Raw genomic sequence first — 18,545 nt, 5'->3', positions numbered from 1 at the left:
GCAATGAAGACGGGAAACCGCAGACCATTATTCGGACGCAAATCCGGCGCAGCCATTACGCTATTGCTATTATCGCTTTTGTTACTTCTATCGGGCTGCGGCGATAATCATCCGCAGACCGCAACTTCCGATCCGCAGACGGCAGCGGGAGACGTAACGTTAGTGCTCGGAGCCTATTCCGTCGCCAAGGATGCTTTGCAGGAAATTTTGCCCGCGTTCAAAGCGGAGTGGAAGGCCAAGACGGGACAGGACGTTGCCTTTCAGGAATCTTATGAAGCTTCGGGTACGCAAGCCCGTTCTATCGCAGGAGGCTTCGAGGCTGACGTGGCGTTGCTCGCGCTCGAAGGCGATATGGAGAAGCTGGTTAAAGCAGGTCTCGTTGAATCGGAGTGGAACCGATCGACCTCTAAAGGCATGGTGACGCGTTCTATAGTCGTATTGGGGACGAGAGCCGGAAATCCGTTAGGAATCAAGGATTTCGAGGATCTCGCCCAGCCGGGCGTAAAGGTGCTGTATCCGAATCCGAAGACATCAGGCGGCGCACAGTGGGATATTAACGCGATCTATGGCGCGGGCCTGAAGAAATCCGAGTTGGTTAGCGGGTCCAAGGATCCGGTTGCGGCAAAGAAGTTCCTGGAGGACGTTCATCGGAATATCGAATCGATGGATAAGAGCGGCAGGGCTTCGATGGCCGCCTTCGAATACGGCGTCGGCGACGTCATCGTCACTTACGAGAACGAGCTGCTCGCAAGGATCGCGCAGGGCGTCGAGTACGATATCGTGGTGCCGCCAAGCACGATCCTGATCGAGAATCCGGCCGCCGTAATCAGCAGGAACGCGGATCGTCACGGCGTGCGCGAAGCGGCCGACGCTTTCGTGGAGTACCTATATTCCAAGACGGCGCAGAAGCTCTTCGCCAAACATGGCTTCCGGCCGGTCCAGGAAGAGCTGGCGGCACAGATGAAGGCTGATTTTCCTCAACCGCCGGAGCTGTTTACGATCGATTACCTTGGGGGTTGGGACGAGGTTCGAGAAACGCTGTATTCCAAACGGGGAATCTGGTACCAGGTGTTAGCCGGTCAATGACGAAGAACTCTTTAAATTTGACCCGAAGATGGACGCTTTGTTAATAAGCGCATTCCATCTTCGGGTCTTTGTCAAGGCGATTCAAGCGCGGATCCTGTTCCGTTTAATGTATCTTTGCGAGCCGATACGCGCGGAAATCGTGCCTGGAAAGCTCAGTCCGGATGGTTTTTGAGCCGTTTCGTAAGGTCGTATGTCGCTAGAGGCGAACTGCGATAAATATTGGTAATCGGGGTATATTACCTGGTCCAATAAGTAGGCGGATTGGGTGGCGCCCTGCCGACGTTGACGATTGAGCGCCGCGATAATCCCCTGCGCGGGTTTAATGCCGATCCCGTGCCCAAAGTATAGATTATCTTCCACCTTGATCACGTTTTCCCCCTGCCACTCCATTTTCTCCGGATTAACCTCGGGATTTTTGAAATACAGCACGTCGCCGGGCCGCGCATAATAGCTTTCTATGTCGTCCTGAGTGATTCCCAGATCGCTGTCGGAATTCCAGCTGTACAATAGCAAGCCGGGGAACAGCCTGTTGAATTCGGATTCGCCGATCGTGTCCAGTACCCCCTTATACAACAGGATAATGATAGCAGTTGCGCATTCGAAGCCGTATTTACGCCCATTAAGGAAAATATCCCGGATCGCCTCGGCCGGCGCGACTCCGCTCCTCAACAGGAAGCCGCCGTCGTTCGTTAAATGCCAATACTTCTCGTTGCAAAAAGAAGTCCTGAACGTTGCGAACCTCGATCCGCCCTTATTCATATCCCTGCTCGCCTCAACGATCTTCGACCTTAATATCGCTTCGAATTGCATGATTGCTTCCGCCCTTCTGCTCTTCTCGTAGTCTTAGCATTGTATGGGTATCGGATAGCTCATGTGCATTTGGCAAACAATGAAATCGGAGATAACACTTATGCCCCGCTGAGTTGTTTTTTTTGCTATAATTATGGATTATGACAAGAAACGCGCAGCATTTGACGAAATCATTGTCGCACAGCTAATAGGGAGGACTTACATTGTTAAAACCAACCAGTATTCGTGCCATGCGTTTCATTCTGTATTTCAAGCTCGCCATGTTCGTCGTGGTGATGGTAGCGTCCTTCGCCAATACGAAAAGTTATGATGATTTTACGGGAGGAAAAGTGGCGACGATCGCGTTCAATATCGCGGTATCGGTCTTGTCGATGGTTTCCATGCTATTATTGATAAACAAGAGAAAGCTGTTTCCTTCGCTTATCATGTCTTTTATCGTTCTTTGGTTTTCCATCGATACGATCCAGTTCGTTCTGGCGATCGTACTTGTGCTGCTGTTCTTCTTGCGTCAGACAAGGGAATATTTCCGCGGAGACAGCCTGATTGAACCGCGGCAAGATGAGCGGTCGAACGATGCCGAAGATGCAATCGATGGAGATAAACAGGCGAGCTCGACGGAAGATCCGTTAGAAAAGCCTGCCAAGCCGCAAGTTAAGCTGAAGAAGGATCCGGAAGTGTACATAAGAGAAGCGACGCCCGAGGACACGGACACGATTCATTCGTTGATGTTGATCGCATTCGAAGAATACAGAACCGCGATACCTCCTTCCAGCGCCTTGGAAGAAACGGACGAGTCGGTTTCGAAGGCTCTCCGAGAGGGATCGGAATCCGCTGCCATCTTATACGAGGACGATACGGCTGCGGCAATGGTAAGGTTTAAGTATATTGGCGACGCCATCTACTTCTTCCGATTGTCCGTCGTTCCTAATCGCCGCAGGAGAGGTTACGCAAGACAATTGGTAAAGTGGATCGAGAAGCAAGGGATATCCAAGGGGCTTAATATCAGCCGCTGCAAAGTCAGGCAATCGGTTCAGAACAATCTGGTGCTGTACCAGGACATGGGTTATGAGATCGTCGACACCGAGCTCGTCGTTCGCCCGCAGGGTACCGTTAAGGCGCTTACGATGGAGAAAAAGCTAGGGGTTTAAGGATTGAAAGGCTGGCCGATCACGGACTTGAAGTTAACCTTAGTTTGTAAAATTAAGGGCTAATCTCGAAAATGAATTGACGGAAATTGTCTTGGTCAAGAACATTGTCCTAAAACAAGTCGCGTAAATCGCGGCTTTTTTTTATGGGACAACGGCAACTTCCGAGTTCATAGTGGTTACAAGGCTTCGCCATTCCATGCCGCAATAATGCGGATCGAAACTACCCTACAGCTTCTTGGCGCGGTTCGCAAACCGCAATAGATCTCCATAAACGATAGAATCCGAATAAGTCAGCCGCTTGACCGCCTCCTCCTTAAACGGCTCGCAATCCGCCGGCTCGGTAACCATGCCGGTTGCTTTATCATAACAACGATTTTTGGTGAATACGTTTCGATCCGTAATAAAGCTTCCGTCCCGCAGCACTGCCAGTTCCGGCCGGTTGCCCGCGAACAGATCCAGCCCGAAGTTCAACTGCCCGTCCGTATTCACCCCAAGCAAATGCAATAGAGTAGGCTTCAGATCGACCTGCCCCGAAATGGTGCCCATCCGTTTCCCTTTCATTCCGGGAATGTGAATAATGAGAGGGACCCTCTGCAATTGCACATGATCGTACCAATTGATTTTTCCTTTCCCGAGCAGCTTGGCCATCGCTTTATGATGCTTATGGGAAATCCCGTAATGATCCCCGTACAGAACGAATATTGAATGCTCATATAATCCTGCCGACTTCATCTCCTCAAAAAATATCTTCAAGGCTTCATCCATATACCTTACAGTCGGTATGTACCGATTCAAGGTCATGGAACCGGACGCGTATTCGGGGATAAGCCGGTTTTTTTCGCTCAGGTTAAAGGGATAGTGGTTGGTTAGCGTAATGAACTTGCTGTAAAAGGGCTGCGGAAGTCCCCTCAATTTCTCCACGGACTGCCGAAAAAACGAAATATCGTTTAATCCCCACCCGATGGTGTTGTCTTCCGTAATGTTGTAATCCGACGAAGAGAAAAACCGTTCGTATCCCATCGTCGGGTACATGTTTCCGCGATTCCAGAACGATCGGTTATTGGCGTGAAACACGGCCGGATAATATCCGAGCTTCTTCAGGATGTTCGGGGTGGAGTCATAAACATTCTGAGCGTTCGAGAAGAAGACGGCTCCGCTAGGCAGCGGAAACAGCGATGTATCGATAATAAACTCGGCGTCGGACGTTTTGCCTTGTCCCGTCTGGTGGTAGAAGTTCTCAAAATAAAAGCTTTCCTTGATCAAACGGTTCAGATAAGGGGTAACCTCTTGCCCCTCAATGCGCCGATCGATGACAAAGCTTTGCAACGACTCCATCGATACCAGGACCACATTGTAACCTTTAGCAGCCCCGAACAGCTTCTTGTTGTTCTCGTCTTTGGGCAATTGCTTCACGAACGATTCGACCGTGGCCAAATCGTCGTTGCTGGCAAAAGCTTTTTTGTAACCTATCTGGGTGCTCGTAATGATGTCATACAAGTGATAATTATATGCGCCTATGCTTTTAACGACAATTTGGCGGTCAAACGTTCGATTCAATAACCCAGGGCGGATTTTATCCGCCATCGATAAATTAAAGAAAATAAGCAGCGAGGCTAGGGCCGTCGCCGCAACCAGTTGACTGGGATTCCAAGCGGTCTTTGGCATTTTTCTGTTATTTATCATCAATACCAAAAAGAAAGTATCAAGGAAAATAAGCAGATCCGAAGGGCGGAGGAGTGTGAACACGCTGCTCCACAATACGCTCATATTATCGGCGAGAAGCAGTACCGGGATGGTGATGAAATCGTTAAAAAAACGGTAATAAACAAGATCCGAGAGCAATAGCGCCGATGATAACAAGCTTAACGCCAAAATCGAAATATGTATTTTGCTTCGAAACCCTAACATAAAGAAGCTAAATAGGATAAGAACGGAACTCGAAGTGCCAATGAGAAGATTAATTTCCTGATAAAAGCCTTTAACCGGTAAATCAAAGCAATATCGTTGGACTAAGTAATTTTTTAACCAAAAGCACAACGCCATCGTATAAGTGAACCTATGTTTGCCGCAGTGCCGTTGAACGTATGTAAGCAAGCTCAAGTTCATCCCCTCCATAACATATGTATCGTTACCAAGAGTCGCCAATTTATTCACGGCTCGCGGTATAACGACAGCCCCGATTGGGATATTAACATGTAACTTCCTTAGAGGGATGGGGGGACCGACTTGCTAAACGCAAGCCAAGAAAGAAGATTACTTTGGATTAGCGTAGCTATGTTGGCGCTTTACCTTTCCCCTTTGTACCTATTAGGCGAGGAAGCTCATATCCGCGTTCATGACAACCTCGATTCGAATATCGCTTGGTATAAAGTATTGGTTAACAGCGGAGAGTGGTTCGGAAGCTATCGGTCGGTTATTCCGCAAGTCATGAACGGACTTGCGAGAAACGCTTACGGAACCGAATTTAGCGGGAACGTTTTATTGCATGCCTTTTTCCCGTCTATGGGGGCGTATGCGTTAAGCCAAACGGTGTCGAGGGTGTTTGCTTTTCTTGGGATGTATTTATTGTTAAAGGATCATTTTATCCCGGGATCGAACCATTCGTTCATCCGAGTCGGGGTAGCTCTGGCTTTTGCGCTTACGCCGTTCTGGCCGTCGGGCATGTTGAGCACGTTAGGGCAGCCGCTCGCCCTCTGGGCTATTTTGCACATTAGGCAAGGAAAGAGCGAAAAGAAACATTGGTTTACGATAATTTCGCTTCCGTTTTACTCCAGTTTCGTGCTCGGCTTTTTCTTTTTCCTAACGGCAGTAGGTTTGTTATGGCTATGGGATTTAGTCGTAAACAAACGATGGAATTTGCGGTTTCTCGGAAGCGTTGCGCTAATGGGGGCTATGTATTTGGCAGTTGAATACCGGTTGCTATTGTCCCTTGTCTTGTCCGACGAACCGACGAGCCGCGACGAGTTCGTGTCGTCCCGATTGGATTTGCGGCGCTGCCTGCGGCTGGCTATTAAGAACTTCGTGTTTGGACACAACCATGTGATGACTTTGCATACGATCGTTATTTTACCGGTTACGCTGATTGTACTTTATTTGATCCTAACGCGGTCCGAGTGGAAGCGTACGCGGATAGGGAGCATTTTAACATTTCTTACGGGGCTTAATTTGGCGTTGTCTGTTTGGTATGCTTTTTGGTTCCACAAGGGATGGCAACCGCTCAAACAACAATTCTCTCTGTTAAATACGTTTAATTTTGCGCGATTTCATTTTTTACGCCCTCTTATCATTTATTTGGGGTTTGCCCTGGCTTGTCGGCTGCTCGTTTTCATCGGGGGGAAAAAGGGGCTTCGGTTCGCCAAAGCAGCAATTATTGCGCAAGTTGCGGTGCTGTTCGCGAACAATGAGGAAATTGTATATCGGAACATGGATAAACCGTCGTTCCGCGAGTTTTACGCAGTTGAACAGTTCCGAGAGATCGAGCGGTTTATCGGACTCCCTAAGGAAACATACCGGGTGGCGAGCATCGGGCTTCATCCGGCGATCGCGCAGTATAACGGATTTTATACGCTGGATTCGTACGCTAATTATTATTCTTTGCAATATAAGCATGCATTTCGGCGCATTATCGAGAAGGAGCTCGATAAGAAGAAAAAGCTGCGGACGTACTTCGACACGTGGGGTGGAAGATGTTATCTATTCGTTGCGGAATTAGGGAGGAAATACGACTACCGGAAGACGTCGCGCAAAAAGATCCGAAATCTGGAGCTAAACGTCGGCGCGTTCAAGGGATTGGGCGGGCGCTTTATTTTTTCGGCGGTTCCGATTTTAAATGCGGAAGAGAACGGGTTGACGCTTCGGGGGGTATACGTCCATCCGAGATCCGTATGGAAAGTGCATGTGTATGAGGTAGGGCAGTAATTTTCAATACAAAAACCGTTCGGAAGTTTTAATTTCGAACGGTTTTTACTTAAAATGCTAGGCATTCAACACAAACTTCTTAAGAACATGTGCGACACCGTCGTCGTTGTTGCTTAGCGTGACGTAATCCGCGATTTCTTTTAATGCCGGAACGGCATTCTCCATCGCCACTCCAAGGCCGGCCGCCTCAACCATCTCGTGGTCGTTCATGGCGTCGCCCATCGCGATCGTCTCCTCCATCGGTATGCCGTAATGGGTGGCAAGGAAACGCAAGGCATGACCTTTCGTGCCTTCGGGATGCATGAACTCCAGATAGTTAGGCTTCGACTTGGTCAAGTGAACCTGGGAACCGAATAACTTCTTGAGCTCGGGAAGCAAGGCATCCAATTTCGCCGGTTCGTCGATGATCAGCAGCTTCGTTTGTTTCTCGTGGCTGATGATGCGGCTGAAATCCGGTTCGATCGTATAAGGAATGTTTGATTGTCTGGCGTAACCTTTAATCTTGTCGTTATCCTCGGAGACGTAAAGCTTATCTTCGATGTAGCTTTGGAGATGCAAGCCATGTTCCTGGCAATAATCGTATAATTTCTTGGCTGCTTCGACGGGAACGGAACGTTCGTAGAGGATTTCCTCGTCGAGCAGATTCTTGATGAGCGAGCCTTGGTAAGTAATGATCGGCACGTTGAGCCCAACTTGTCGGGCGATTTTCTGGGCCGAATCGAACATTCTTCCTGTAGCGATGGTAAGGTGAGCGCCTAGGGCAATCGCTTCGGTCATAGCCTTGCGGGTTGCGTCGGATACCGTTAGTTCGTCGGTTAGCAGCGTATCGTCAAGATCCATGGCAATAAGGCGGTAAGGCATCGGTTTCTCCCTTTCTGTCTAGAGCGTCTAATTATCGATTTATTATCGTACAATTGTAACCCATATCCGCTTGATCGAAAAGACGGACAGCCGTGCTATAATGGTGGAGAATTTCAAGGGAGAGGGAGATGTTTGCGATGAAACGTTTGCGATGGGGAATACTTGGCTGCGCGGCCATAGCGGATCGGGCGGTCATTCCGGCTATTCAAGCGTCCGAAACGGGCGAATTGCTCGGGATTGCCAGCCGGGACGAAACGAAAGCCCGGAACAAAGCGGAACAGTTTGGAATACCGAAGCATTACGGAAGCTATGAGGCTATGTTGACTGATCCGGATATCGATGCGGTTTATATTCCGTTGCCGAATCATTTGCACAAAGAATGGTCGATCGCGGCGGCTAAGGCCGGCAAACATATCCTATGCGAGAAGCCGCTGGCAATGGATGCCAAAGAAGCCCAAGAGATGGTTGATTTCTGTAAAGAAACCGGCGTTCATCTGGCCGAAGCGTTCATGTACAGGCATCACCCAAGAATCGCAAGAGTGAAAGAGATAATCGCAAGCGGAGAGATCGGGAAACTTAGGGGAATTCGCGGAGTGTTTACCTATAACGGCGCCGCGAACAAAGGAGATATCCGGCAAGTGAAAGAGTGGGGAGGCGGCGGATTATACGACGTGGGCGTCTACCCGTTGAGCGCAGCTCGCCTGATTATGGGAGTCGAACCCGAAGCTGTGACGGTTCAAGCCTTATTTTCTGCCGAGCACGATGATGTGGACATGATGGCTTCCGGGTTGGTCGAATTTCCGGGACATGTCGCGTTAACGTTCGATTGCGGGATGTGGGCGACTTTCCGCAATGAGCTGGAGATCGTAGGGACGGAAGGAACGATCGTTCTGAAACCTTCTTTCTTGCCGTCTAAAGAAACGGACGATATCGCGATTCATGTCGGAGACTCGGTCCGTCGCGAAGGGCCTTACGGAATCGACGCATACGCAGCGCAATCCGACCAATTCGCGCGAGTCGTTTGGGGAGAAGAGCCTCCGGCATATACCGCTCAGGATGCCGTAGCGAATATGAGATTGCTGGATGCCTGCTTGGCATCCGCGCGTACCCGTCAACGAGTCGTTTTGTAGCCTTGTGAACACGTGTTCGCCAATGGTTTCTTCCCCGGGCATTTTCCGTTACAATAGAGGAAATGCCTTACACCGAAAGAGGAATACGCCATGAACGTCGTCGTTGCGACGCTGAACGCCAAATACATTCATACCTCCCTCGCCTTAAGATATTTGAAATCCTTCGCTCAGGACGAGTTCGAGGTCGATATTGCCGAATATACGATCAAAGACCCATCGATGGGCATTGCGGCTGATTTGTTCTCGAAGAAGCCCGATGTGATCGGTTTTTCCTGTTACATCTGGAACATCGAAGAAACGATAATCGTCGTGGATATGCTTCGCAAGGTAATGCCCGACGTGAAAATCATGCTCGGAGGACCGGAAGTTTCTTATGATACGGAATACTGGATGAATCGCTTAAGCTCGGTTGACTTTATCGTCATGGGCGAGGGCGAGGAGACATTCAGGGACTTGTTGCGCCAAATCGCCGGAGAGCAGAAATATCACTTCGTATTCGGCATGGCTTATCGCAAGGACGGCAAGGCCGTGATTAATCCCCCGCGCCCGAAGCTGATCTTGAATGATATCCCGTCGCCGCATAGATTCGCTCAGGATTTAGTGCCGATGCGCAATCGGGTTGTCTATTTCGAGACGAGCCGGGGATGCCCGTTCAGTTGCCAATTCTGCCTATCCAGCATCGAGGTAGGGGTAAGATATTTCGATATCGAGTGGGTGAAGGCGGAACTGACCTATTTGATCGATAACGGCGCCAAGCTGATCAAATTCGTCGATCGGACCTTTAACATTAAACGAGACTACGCCATGGAAGTGTTCCGGTTCTTGATCGACAATCACCGGGGTTGCGTGTTTCAATTCGAGATTACCGCCGATATCATGCGCCCCGAAGTGCTGGATTTTCTTGCCGTGAACGCGCCTCCGGGCGTATTCCGGTTCGAGATCGGCGTCCAGTCGACGAACGATCCGACCAACATCGCGGTTCAACGCCGCCAGAACTTCGCCAAGCTGACCCGCACCGTCGTGAAGGTCAAGGAAAGCGGCAAAATCGATCAGCACTTGGACTTGATCGCGGGCTTGCCGCACGAGGATTACGACACGTTCCGCAAAACGTTCAACGACGTGTTCGCTTTGAGGCCGGAAGAGTTGCAGCTCGGTTTCTTGAAAATGCTGCGGGGTACGGGCTTGCGTATCGATGCGGAGAAATTCGGCTATGTCTATTCCGATCGCGCGCCCTACGAAATGTTGGCCAACGATCTGATGCCCTTCTCGGATATCGTGCGGATCAAGCGGGTCGAGGACGTTCTGGAGAAATTCTGGAATGCTCACCGGATGGACCGGACGATGGAATATTTGATCGAGAAAGCCTATCCTTCCCCGTTCGATTTCTTCCAAGCGTTCGGAGATTTCTGGGAAGCCAAGGGTTGGAGCCGAATCGGGCATCAGCTGGAGGACTTGTTCTCGCGTTTATGGGATTTCCTGGAGGCGGATGCGAGGCCGGAGCTTGACCGTGACGCGGCTTTCGGATTGTTGAAGATCGACTATTATTTGCAACACAAATACAAGCCGCGCAAGCTTTGGTGGGACGATCGTCTGGAGAAGAAGGATTGGACGACGGTTATGAAATACGCGGCCGAGAAGCTCGGGATGGACGAGCGCGAGCTGCAGAAAAAAGGCACGCTGGACCGGTTGCCGTTCGATTACGGAGCTTGGGTAGAGGAAGGGCGGGTGGATCTGTCCAATCCATCCGTTCTGGTTTTCTTGTACTCCGGGGAAGAAGCGGGACCTCAATTGGTGGCGCTGCCGCAGCCTGACGGGCAAGAGGTAGCTATGAAGAAATAAGCAGTTATTCCTAGAGATCAACAACAATTAGTGAGAGGTGGCGCAATCCATGGTTTACAAAGCTAGCTCAGATCGTTATGTAACGATGAAATACAATCGCGTGGGACGTTCCGGACTCAAAATTCCCGCGGTATCATTGGGACTATGGCATAATTTCGGCGGCATCGATAGTTTCGAGAATGGCCGGGCTTTAGTTCGGCATGCTTTCGATTTGGGAATTACCCACTTCGACTTGGCGAATAACTACGGACCGCCTCCGGGTTCCGCGGAGGAGAACTTCGGCCGTCTGCTCGCAACCGACATGAAGTCTTATCGCGACGAGATGATCATCTCCACTAAAGCTGGTTACGGCATGTGGGATGGTCCCTACGGAGACTTCGGTTCCCGCAAATATTTGATATCGAGTCTAGATCAAAGTCTCAAGCGAATGGGGCTTGATTACGTTGATATTTTCTACCACCACCGCCCGGATCCGGAGACTCCGCTCGAAGAAACGATGATGGCATTGGACCAGATCGTTCGTTCGGGCAAAGCTTTGTATGTAGGCGTGTCGAACTACCGCGCGCCTGAAGCGAAGGAAGCGATTCGAATTCTGAAGGAGCTCGGAACGCCGCTGTTGATTCATCAGCCGCGCTACAGCATGTTCGATCGTTGGATCGAGAATGGGTTGCAGGATGTGCTGGAAGAAGGCGGTGTCGGTTCCATCGTTTTCTCTCCGCTAGAGCAAGGCTTGCTTACGAACAAGTATCTTGGCGGAATTCCGAAAGACTCCCGCGCGGCTGGCGCCTCAGTTTTCTTGAACGAAGGCAGTCTGACGGCAGAGAAACTGGAAAAGGTTCGCCGTTTGAACGATATCGCGGCGGAACGCGGTCAGTCGCTCGCTCAGATGGCGCTGGCTTGGGTATTGCGCGGCGACCGCGTAACGAGCGTTCTGATCGGCGCGAGCAAGGTCAGCCAACTGGATGACAATGTCGCGATGCTTAAGCGCTTGGAGTTCTCTTCGGACGAGCTGGCTCGGATTGAAGCGATATTGAAGTAAGATAGGCTGCCGCGGCATTAGCTCCAGCTATCTAGTTACCGCGTGGCGGTGCTAAAAGACCAGGAAGATCACGAGGCTTATTGGCCTTGGAGTCTTCCTGGTCTTTATTTATTAATGCGAGATTGCAATGCATGATACTGATGCTCCGTTGGAGCAGGAAGAATAGCGATTGCTTTATCATTAGTTATCCCCCTATAATGAAAAGGATTTCATTGGAAATCTTATCTATATATTATGATAATACATGTGACGAAGGAGCTACCCTAGCTATGAGCAACGCGATTTCGAGACGGATTGAAGACCTGGAGAGACTAACTCCGCCGTTAACGGCTCAACCGGATATTGACGAGTATTGGGATCGGACGCTGAAGCAATTCGCAACCAAACCGTTAAACGCGAAGAGAACTCTCGTGGAAACGCCGTTTACATACATGGAAGTTTACAAGGTGGAATTCGAAGGCTTCGATGCTACCCCAATCTTCGGGTGGTATTTGTTGCCTAAGTTCCGGAGCGAGGGGAAGCTGCCTTGCGTCGTACTCTACCACGGCTATACGGGGAGTAAGGGGTATCCGGAGGATTACGCTTCATATCTCATGATGGGTATGGCCGTATTCGCCATCGACGTTCGGGGACAGGCGGGGGAAACGGGCAACTTGCTCGCTCAAGACTTCGGGACGACGAAAGGGTGGGTTACTCAAGGGATCTTGCATCGGGATACCTGTTACTATAAAGCGATTACGATCGACGCGATAAAAGCATTGGATTGGGCAAGCCAGCAACCGGAAGTCGACAATTCGCGCATCTGCGCATCTGGCGGAAGCCAAGGAGGCGGTCTCGCGATGATCGCGGCGGCTTTGTCCGACAAGCCGGCGATAGCGGTCCCGCATATTCCAAATATGTGCCATATGGATTTCGGAATCATCAATTCGAGCAGCTCCTTATCGGAGGCGGCATCCTTCGTTGAGCGGTTTCCCGAGCACCTCAGTACGGTGATCGAGACGCTCAGCTACTACGATAATATGAATCTGGCGCACCGGATTCGAATACCCATTTTCGTAACGGTTGGCTTGAAGGACCCAGTGACCATGCCCGAGACCATCTATGCCGCATACAACCGCGTAGAGTCGGAGAAAACGATCGTTCCTTACCCGTTCTCCGGACACGTGGTTACGGGCGATCACAATCGCAAGGCATTGGAATTCATCGCGAAGCATTTTCGAATAGAGTAATTAAAAAACAACCTCCATTACACCGCAATTTTGACGGGAATAGGAGGTTGTTTGATATAGTCCGAAGTTGGCTGTCGGTTCAAGGCTAATAAAGTACCTTGAGCAGGGTGAGGAGTTGGCCGCCTAAATATCTAATTATCCTTATAAAGCTCCCGCATGACATGCCCCAACTCGGGAATAATCAAGCGGGTCATGGCCAACTTTACCGCGCCCGTGGAACCGGGCATCGAGAAGACGGCGGTCGTTCCGATCGTGCCCGCGATCGCCCTCGATAAAATAGCTGCAGAGCCGATATCTTCCGTGAAACTAAGAAATCGAAAGATCTCGCCGAAGCCGGGCATCTCCTTATGCAACTGATCGCGTACCGCTTCATAAGTCGTATCTCTGCCCGCTATGCCCGTACCGCCATTCAAAAGCACGGCTTCCACGCGGGGATTGTCGGCGGCATCGCGCAACAATTTTCCAATGCCTTCATATTCATCCTTCACGATGGCGTATTCCGCTACCGAAAACCCATTCTCCTCAAGCAGCCGGCGAATGAGTTGACCGCTTTTGTCCGATTCGGGAGTGCGGGTATCCGACACGGTGATGATTGCGCATGATACGCTCTTGGGTGCTTCCCGTCGATGCTGCTCGGTTGAGGTTGTCATGTGGGTAAAGCCCTCCTAATCAAACGGCGAATCCAAATGGATTCGCCGCCTTTATTTCATTCATCTTAATCTGACGATGCCGGAAAATGCTCTTGCTCTTCCGAAGCTTGATCGGCGGCGGGTGTTTGGTTGGACGGTGATTCCACGATTTTCTCGGGTTCCTTAACCAATCTGTCCACGACGGCAGGCACCAGCAGCGTTAACGCATAAGCCAATGTCATCCAGACGGTATAGGCATGATGCTGGTCTTCGTTAAAGGCTGGGAAAACCGAATCCCGATACCATACCGAGAACGTATTGAGCAACAATCCAACGGCAGTCGCCACGAATCCGAATCGCGTAGCGGAACCGCGTTCAGGCAGCAGCCTTAGCCGAACGACCAGAGACATTCCGATGAGCAGCAGGAATGTCAGCATTTCTAGCAGGAAGAGAGACGATCCGAAGTACGGTTCTCCTATTCCGAGCACGACCCAATCTCCGAATAACAAGAAGAAGAGAGTAGGCACTGCCCATACGACGACTCCCAATCCCGTTAATATCATTCCTTGGCGCATGGCCATCCGTCCTTTCGGCGCAGCTTCATCTCGTATTCTGTTCAATTATTTCGACAAAGCTTGCCGATTTCCTCTGTTAAGGAACTAGGCTGCGCAGGACGGTCATCGAGCCGTCAAGGGTATACTGCCCAAGGTTGGCCGGAAGCAAGAAGCAATCTCCGGCTTTAGCATCTACGTGCCCGTTCGACCAACCGATACTTCCGGAGCCTTCGCATACGATGACGATAACGAAGCTGTCCGCGGAAGTGGACAAAGTCCACTGACCCCGAACGACGCCCTTATCCGTTTTGAAATACGGGGAAGTTGCCAATGTAAGCCATTCGCCCGGCTTCGCTCCATCCGTATCCATGCGGGCCGCGCCGGAGCCTTCGTACGCAGTCACGTTCAACGAGTCCTCGATATGTAATTCGCGCGGTTTGCCATCCAATCCAGGACGGTTGTAATCGTAGAGGCGGTATGTCGTATCCGAGTTTTGCTGGATTTCCGCTACAAGGACTCCCGCGCATAGGGCGTGCACCGTTCCGGCAGGAATGTAGAAAGTATCCCCGGCTTTAACCGACACCTCTTGAAGGCTGTCCATGATACGTCCTTCCTCGATCGCCTTAGCCATCTCCGCGCGATCGACTCCGGGCTTCAGCCCGTAGATAATCTTGGCGCCCGGTTTGGCGTCGAGCACGTACCACATTTCCGTCTTGCCGAGCTCACCCTTAGGAAGCCCTTCGTAATGATCGTTCGGATGCACTTGAATCGACAGATCGTCATTGCAATCCAATAGCTTGATCAACAACGGGAACCGTCCGTTGCCGGAGCCGCCGCCTTTCGTGCCGAACCAGGCTTCCCCGACCAACTCGCGGATCTCGTCCAATCCTTTGCCGGCCAAAGCCCCGTTCGTGACGTGCGATACGCCGTTCGGGTGATCCGCGATCATCCAGCCCTCTCCGATGACGCCAGCGGGGACGTCGAATCCGAATTTCTCGAGCGCGCGTCCGCCCCAGACTCTTTCTTTGAACTCCGGCTTAAAATGCAAAGGATAAGGTTGTAAACTCATATTATTTCGTGCCTCCTCGTGTAGTTTGAAAAAACTCGATCGCTTCGCCGTCCGGTCCATCGAAGAAAAAGTAACGGCTGCCGTTAGGCAAAGTTGTAAATGCTTCGTCTAGTCCGGCAACATCCGCGGCACGGATACGTTCAAACTCGGCTTCGATATCATCCACGGTAAAAGCCACGTGGTGTACGCGCCCCGCCTTAGCCAATTCCCCCGTAAAGCCTTCGATCAATTCCACTTCGGTTTCCGAAGAAGATTGGAACGATAGGAAGGCTAACCGGATGACGCCGTTCGCATGGGTAAGCGTCTCCGTGTGTTTGAGTCCGACGACATTCTCATAAAACGGGATGGAAACCTCTAAGGAACTAACCATAATGCCGACGTGCTCGATTTTTCTAACAGCCATGTTTGCCAACAACTCCTATCTTTTTATTAATGCGATTAAATAGGGCGAAACCGTCTTCTGGGGAAAACGGTATATGACCGTTTGGGCAACGGAAAGAGAGATACCTGAAGCCCAAGCTTGTACCGCATCCGCTTCGACCTGGCCTCCCTCGTGGCCGGGATAGACGACGGCGGTCAGCACGCCGCCTCCTCGAAGCAATCGCAAGGCGGAATCCAATGCGGATAAGGTGGTCGCTGGCTCGGTAATAACCGTAGAAGAAGCTCCTGGCAAATAACCGAGGTTGAACATAACCGCAGCTATTCGACCATGCAGATCGGAAGCGACCGCATCATCCATGGTCTCGTGCCCCGCATGAACTAGCGTCACCTCTGCCAGCCTGCCCGCCTCCGATACCTCGGCGGCATCCAAACGTCTCCGCGTATTCTCAAGCGCTTCGTTTTGAATATCGAAGGCGTAGACGATGCCGCCCGATCCTACCGTACGCGCAAGGAACAAAGTATCCGAACCGTTGCCGGCCGTAGCGTCCACGACGGCATCTCCCGGCTTAACTCGTTCTTTCACCCATCGCTGGGCTTGGCTTAAGACGGAGAGGAAGCCCATCTTAAACACCCTTCCATGCTTTACCCTGCCAGCTGTTGCGTCGTACAAGCGCGGCATCGATGGCATTCAGCACTTCCCACTTGCGCAAGCTCCACATCGGCCCGATCAGCAAATCCCTAGGCGCGTCTCCCGTCAGTCGATGAACGATCATCTCCGGAGGCAGCAACTCGAGCGAGTCGACCACCAGCTCAACGTATTCTTCTTGATCCAGAAAACGCAGCAAGCCTTCCCTCCATTGCCGTACCATCGGGGTTTTGCGCATTAGGTGGAGCAGGTGGATCTTGATGCCTTGCACGTCCATGGCGGCTACCGCCTTTACCGTCTCGAGCATCATCTCCCGCGTCTCCCCGGGTAATCCGTGAATGATATGCGCGCAGACGCGAATTCCTCGTGCTCTCAACCGAGTCACCGCATCAATGAAGCATTCCGTATCGTGCGCGCGATTGATGAGCTGCGAGGTGGATTCATGAATCGTTTGCAAGCCCATCTCGACCCAGAGATAAGTTCGTTGGTTGAACTCCGCGAGATAATCGACAACGTCATCCGGTAAGCAATCGGGCCGGGTCGCGATGGATAAGCCAACGACGCCAGGCTGCTCCAGAATGACCTCGTAATACTCGCGAAGCGTCTCGACCGGCGCATAAGTATTCGTATAAGCCTGAAAGTATCCGATATATTTCGCTTCCGGCCATTTCAGGTGCTGGCGATCCCTGATGTCATTAAACTGGGACACTAAATCCTGTCGCCGGCTTCCCGCGAAGTCCCCCGAGCCTCTTGCACTGCAGAAGGTGCAGCCGCCGGCCGCGATGCTCCCATCGCGGTTCGGGCAAGTGAATCCCGCGTCCAGCATGACCTTGAAGATTTTCCCGCCGAATGTTTCCCGCATTTCGTAGTTCCAGGTATGAAACCTTTTGTCCGCCCATAGATGAGGCGCTTGTAAGTCCGTTCCAATTGTTGCCATCGATGCATCCGTCCTTTGCAGAAGTCGCTATTATTGTAGCGAAAATTCGGCCAAAATGCGAGGGAAGGCACTCCCATCGCCGTAACCGATCGATTGCCCCTTGATCGATCCGATAATAACATCGGTAATCGGGCGATTTCATCGACGAAACAACTTGCAATACCTAACATGAAGTGTTATATTAAAAGTGCGCCAAATCAACAAAAAAATCTGACATGACGCCATTTTTCTCACAGCTATTTCATACTGAGATCCGATTTCGGGCAGACTAGGTGCACCATTAAAATATCCGATTGGAGAGGTGATTGTCATGAATACAAGCGTACGCATTCCTCAAGGGGATGATACGGTTAAGGTTGAATTGACGGTGAAGGAAGCAATGGCGTTGGCGGGCATCAAGTTCCATAATAACCACAATATCGAGATTTCGGCTAAGAAAAAGCTTAATCATATCATTGAAGATCATTACATCGAGGAACACAGAACGGTCAACTAAGCTAAATCATAATAACGATTGATCAAGGTCGAATTCCTATTTTGGGGCTTCGGCCTTTTTTGCGTTGACATGTAATCGGATCGTGCAATGTGATAAACTTTCCATTATCATTTAGTGGGAGTTGTTGTCGTGAACGGTATTAACCATCTAAGAAGAGCATATGTCTGGGGATTGCTTGCAATCGTATTCTTCTCCGTCGTCAGTCTGCTAGTACGGAATGAAGGGATTGCAGGCTTCGATACTAGCGTGATATCCGTCGTGCAAGGGTGGGAAAACCCGAAGCTTACCGAGGTCATGGAGTCGTTCACTTGGCTGGGCACGACGATAGTCGTAATCGTAATTGCCGTCTGTATCCTGTTATTCCTAGCCTTTGTCCTGGGTCACCGAATGGAGCTGCTCCTGTTCTTAGCCGTTGTAGGAGGAGCTCCTTTGCTGAACCGCTTATTGAAGGCGGCATTCCATCGGGAAAGGCCGGACATTCATCGACTCGTGGAAGAATTGGGTTATAGTTATCCAAGCGGTCATTCCATGGCGGCCTTTGCGCTATACGGCGTTCTGACATTCTTGCTGTGGAGACATGTGCGGCGTAGAACGGGTCGAATCATTCTCGTTGTATTAGGTTCGTCCATCGTCACATGCATCGGAATCAGCCGGATTTATTTAGGAGCGCATTATCCAAGCGATGTCTTAGGCGGATATTTGGCCAGCGGGGTATGGCTTGCTCTGATGATCGAGATTTTCCGGAGTAGAAAATTGGTAAAGCAACATTAGGA

Annotated in this window: 18 protein-coding genes; 9 read left to right on the top strand and 9 right to left on the bottom strand. The window is 50.8% G+C overall.

Going from position 1 to position 18,545, the window contains the following annotated elements; translation table 11 throughout:
- Positions 1-3 precede the first annotated feature (3 nt).
- Complete coding sequence (locus tag E2980_RS08105) at positions 4-1,086, top strand: sulfate ABC transporter substrate-binding protein (RefSeq protein ID WP_135151669.1); 1,083 nt, start codon at positions 4-6, stop codon at positions 1,084-1,086.
- An 81-nt stretch (positions 1,087-1,167) separates the two neighbouring features.
- Here E2980_RS08105 and E2980_RS08100 read toward each other — a convergent pair whose 3' ends face one another.
- Positions 1,168-1,896 carry a protein-glutamine gamma-glutamyltransferase gene (locus tag E2980_RS08100; RefSeq protein ID WP_135151668.1) on the bottom strand — a complete coding sequence of 243 codons (729 nt, stop codon included), beginning with the start codon at positions 1,894-1,896 and terminating at the stop codon, positions 1,168-1,170.
- Positions 1,897-2,099: 203 nt separating this feature from the next.
- Here E2980_RS08100 and E2980_RS24610 point away from each other — a divergent pair, with 203 nt between their 5' ends.
- Positions 2,100-3,044: a GNAT family N-acetyltransferase gene (locus E2980_RS24610; protein WP_240702934.1), complete on the top strand. Its 945-nt coding sequence runs from the start codon at positions 2,100-2,102 to the stop codon at positions 3,042-3,044.
- Between the two features lie 225 nt (positions 3,045-3,269).
- On the opposite strand, the gene E2980_RS08090 is transcribed toward E2980_RS24610, so the two are convergent.
- A complete protein-coding gene (locus E2980_RS08090; RefSeq protein ID WP_338080643.1) occupies positions 3,270-5,144 on the bottom strand; it encodes an LTA synthase family protein in 1,875 nt (624 codons plus the stop codon).
- Positions 5,145-5,270: 126 nt separating this feature from the next.
- Between E2980_RS08090 and E2980_RS08085 the strand changes: the two genes are divergently transcribed.
- Positions 5,271-6,962, top strand: coding sequence for a DUF6044 family protein (locus E2980_RS08085; RefSeq protein WP_135151667.1), 1,692 nt, complete (start codon positions 5,271-5,273; stop codon positions 6,960-6,962).
- A gap of 57 nt (positions 6,963-7,019) precedes the next feature.
- On the opposite strand, the gene E2980_RS08080 is transcribed toward E2980_RS08085, so the two are convergent.
- Positions 7,020-7,823 carry a Cof-type HAD-IIB family hydrolase gene (locus E2980_RS08080; RefSeq protein ID WP_135151666.1) on the bottom strand — a complete coding sequence of 268 codons (804 nt, stop codon included), beginning with the start codon at positions 7,821-7,823 and terminating at the stop codon, positions 7,020-7,022.
- Between the two features lie 137 nt (positions 7,824-7,960).
- Between E2980_RS08080 and E2980_RS08075 the strand changes: the two genes are divergently transcribed.
- From E2980_RS08075 to E2980_RS08060, 4 genes are all read left to right on the top strand, one after another.
- The gene (locus tag E2980_RS08075; RefSeq protein ID WP_135151665.1) at positions 7,961-8,953 is read left to right on the top strand and encodes a Gfo/Idh/MocA family protein; all 993 of its coding nucleotides are present in this window, start codon (positions 7,961-7,963) and stop codon (positions 8,951-8,953) included.
- Between the two features lie 90 nt (positions 8,954-9,043).
- Positions 9,044-10,792, top strand: a complete 1,749-nt coding sequence (locus E2980_RS08070) for a B12-binding domain-containing radical SAM protein (RefSeq protein ID WP_135151664.1) — start codon at positions 9,044-9,046, stop codon at positions 10,790-10,792.
- Between the two features lie 49 nt (positions 10,793-10,841).
- Positions 10,842-11,831 (top strand): L-glyceraldehyde 3-phosphate reductase, encoded by a 990-nt coding sequence (gene mgrA, locus E2980_RS08065; RefSeq protein WP_135151663.1) that lies wholly within the window; start codon positions 10,842-10,844, stop codon positions 11,829-11,831.
- Positions 11,832-12,100: 269 nt separating this feature from the next.
- Positions 12,101-13,060, top strand: a complete 960-nt coding sequence (locus tag E2980_RS08060; protein ID WP_135151662.1) for an acetylxylan esterase — start codon at positions 12,101-12,103, stop codon at positions 13,058-13,060.
- A 131-nt stretch (positions 13,061-13,191) separates the two neighbouring features.
- On the opposite strand, the gene E2980_RS08055 is transcribed toward E2980_RS08060, so the two are convergent.
- From E2980_RS08055 to mnmL, 6 genes are all read right to left on the bottom strand, one after another.
- Complete coding sequence (locus tag E2980_RS08055; protein WP_135151661.1) at positions 13,192-13,710, bottom strand: MogA/MoaB family molybdenum cofactor biosynthesis protein; 519 nt, start codon at positions 13,708-13,710, stop codon at positions 13,192-13,194.
- A 65-nt stretch (positions 13,711-13,775) separates the two neighbouring features.
- Complete coding sequence (locus E2980_RS08050; protein ID WP_167747030.1) at positions 13,776-14,264, bottom strand: hypothetical protein; 489 nt, start codon at positions 14,262-14,264, stop codon at positions 13,776-13,778.
- A gap of 76 nt (positions 14,265-14,340) precedes the next feature.
- Positions 14,341-15,312 carry a type I phosphomannose isomerase catalytic subunit gene (locus E2980_RS08045; RefSeq protein ID WP_135151659.1) on the bottom strand — a complete coding sequence of 324 codons (972 nt, stop codon included), beginning with the start codon at positions 15,310-15,312 and terminating at the stop codon, positions 14,341-14,343.
- 1 nt (position 15,313) lies between these two features.
- Entirely contained in the window at positions 15,314-15,715 is a 402-nt protein-coding gene (locus E2980_RS08040) for a VOC family protein (protein ID WP_135151658.1), read from the bottom strand.
- Between the two features lie 15 nt (positions 15,716-15,730).
- A complete protein-coding gene (gene mnmM, locus E2980_RS08035) occupies positions 15,731-16,315 on the bottom strand; it encodes a tRNA 5-(aminomethyl)-2-thiouridylate-methyltransferase MnmM (protein ID WP_135151730.1) in 585 nt (194 codons plus the stop codon).
- A gap of 1 nt (position 16,316) precedes the next feature.
- The gene (gene mnmL / locus E2980_RS08030) at positions 16,317-17,276 is read right to left on the bottom strand and encodes a tRNA modification radical SAM protein MnmL/YtqA (protein ID WP_135151657.1); all 960 of its coding nucleotides are present in this window, start codon (positions 17,274-17,276) and stop codon (positions 16,317-16,319) included.
- 310 nt (positions 17,277-17,586) lie between these two features.
- Here mnmL and E2980_RS08025 point away from each other — a divergent pair, with 310 nt between their 5' ends.
- On the top strand, positions 17,587-17,772 hold the full coding sequence (locus E2980_RS08025) for a hypothetical protein (protein WP_135151656.1): 186 nt from the start codon (positions 17,587-17,589) through the stop codon (positions 17,770-17,772).
- Between the two features lie 129 nt (positions 17,773-17,901).
- The gene (locus E2980_RS08020; protein WP_240702933.1) at positions 17,902-18,543 is read left to right on the top strand and encodes a phosphatase PAP2 family protein; all 642 of its coding nucleotides are present in this window, start codon (positions 17,902-17,904) and stop codon (positions 18,541-18,543) included.
- Positions 18,544-18,545 lie beyond the last annotated feature (2 nt).

Origin of the sequence: Cohnella luojiensis, assembly GCF_004564235.1 — a bacterium.
Classification (GTDB): Bacteria; Bacillota; Bacilli; order Paenibacillales; family Paenibacillaceae; genus Cohnella; species Cohnella luojiensis.
The sequence above is the reverse complement of the archived record's forward strand: the minus strand, read 5'-3'. Positions and strand labels throughout refer to the sequence as shown.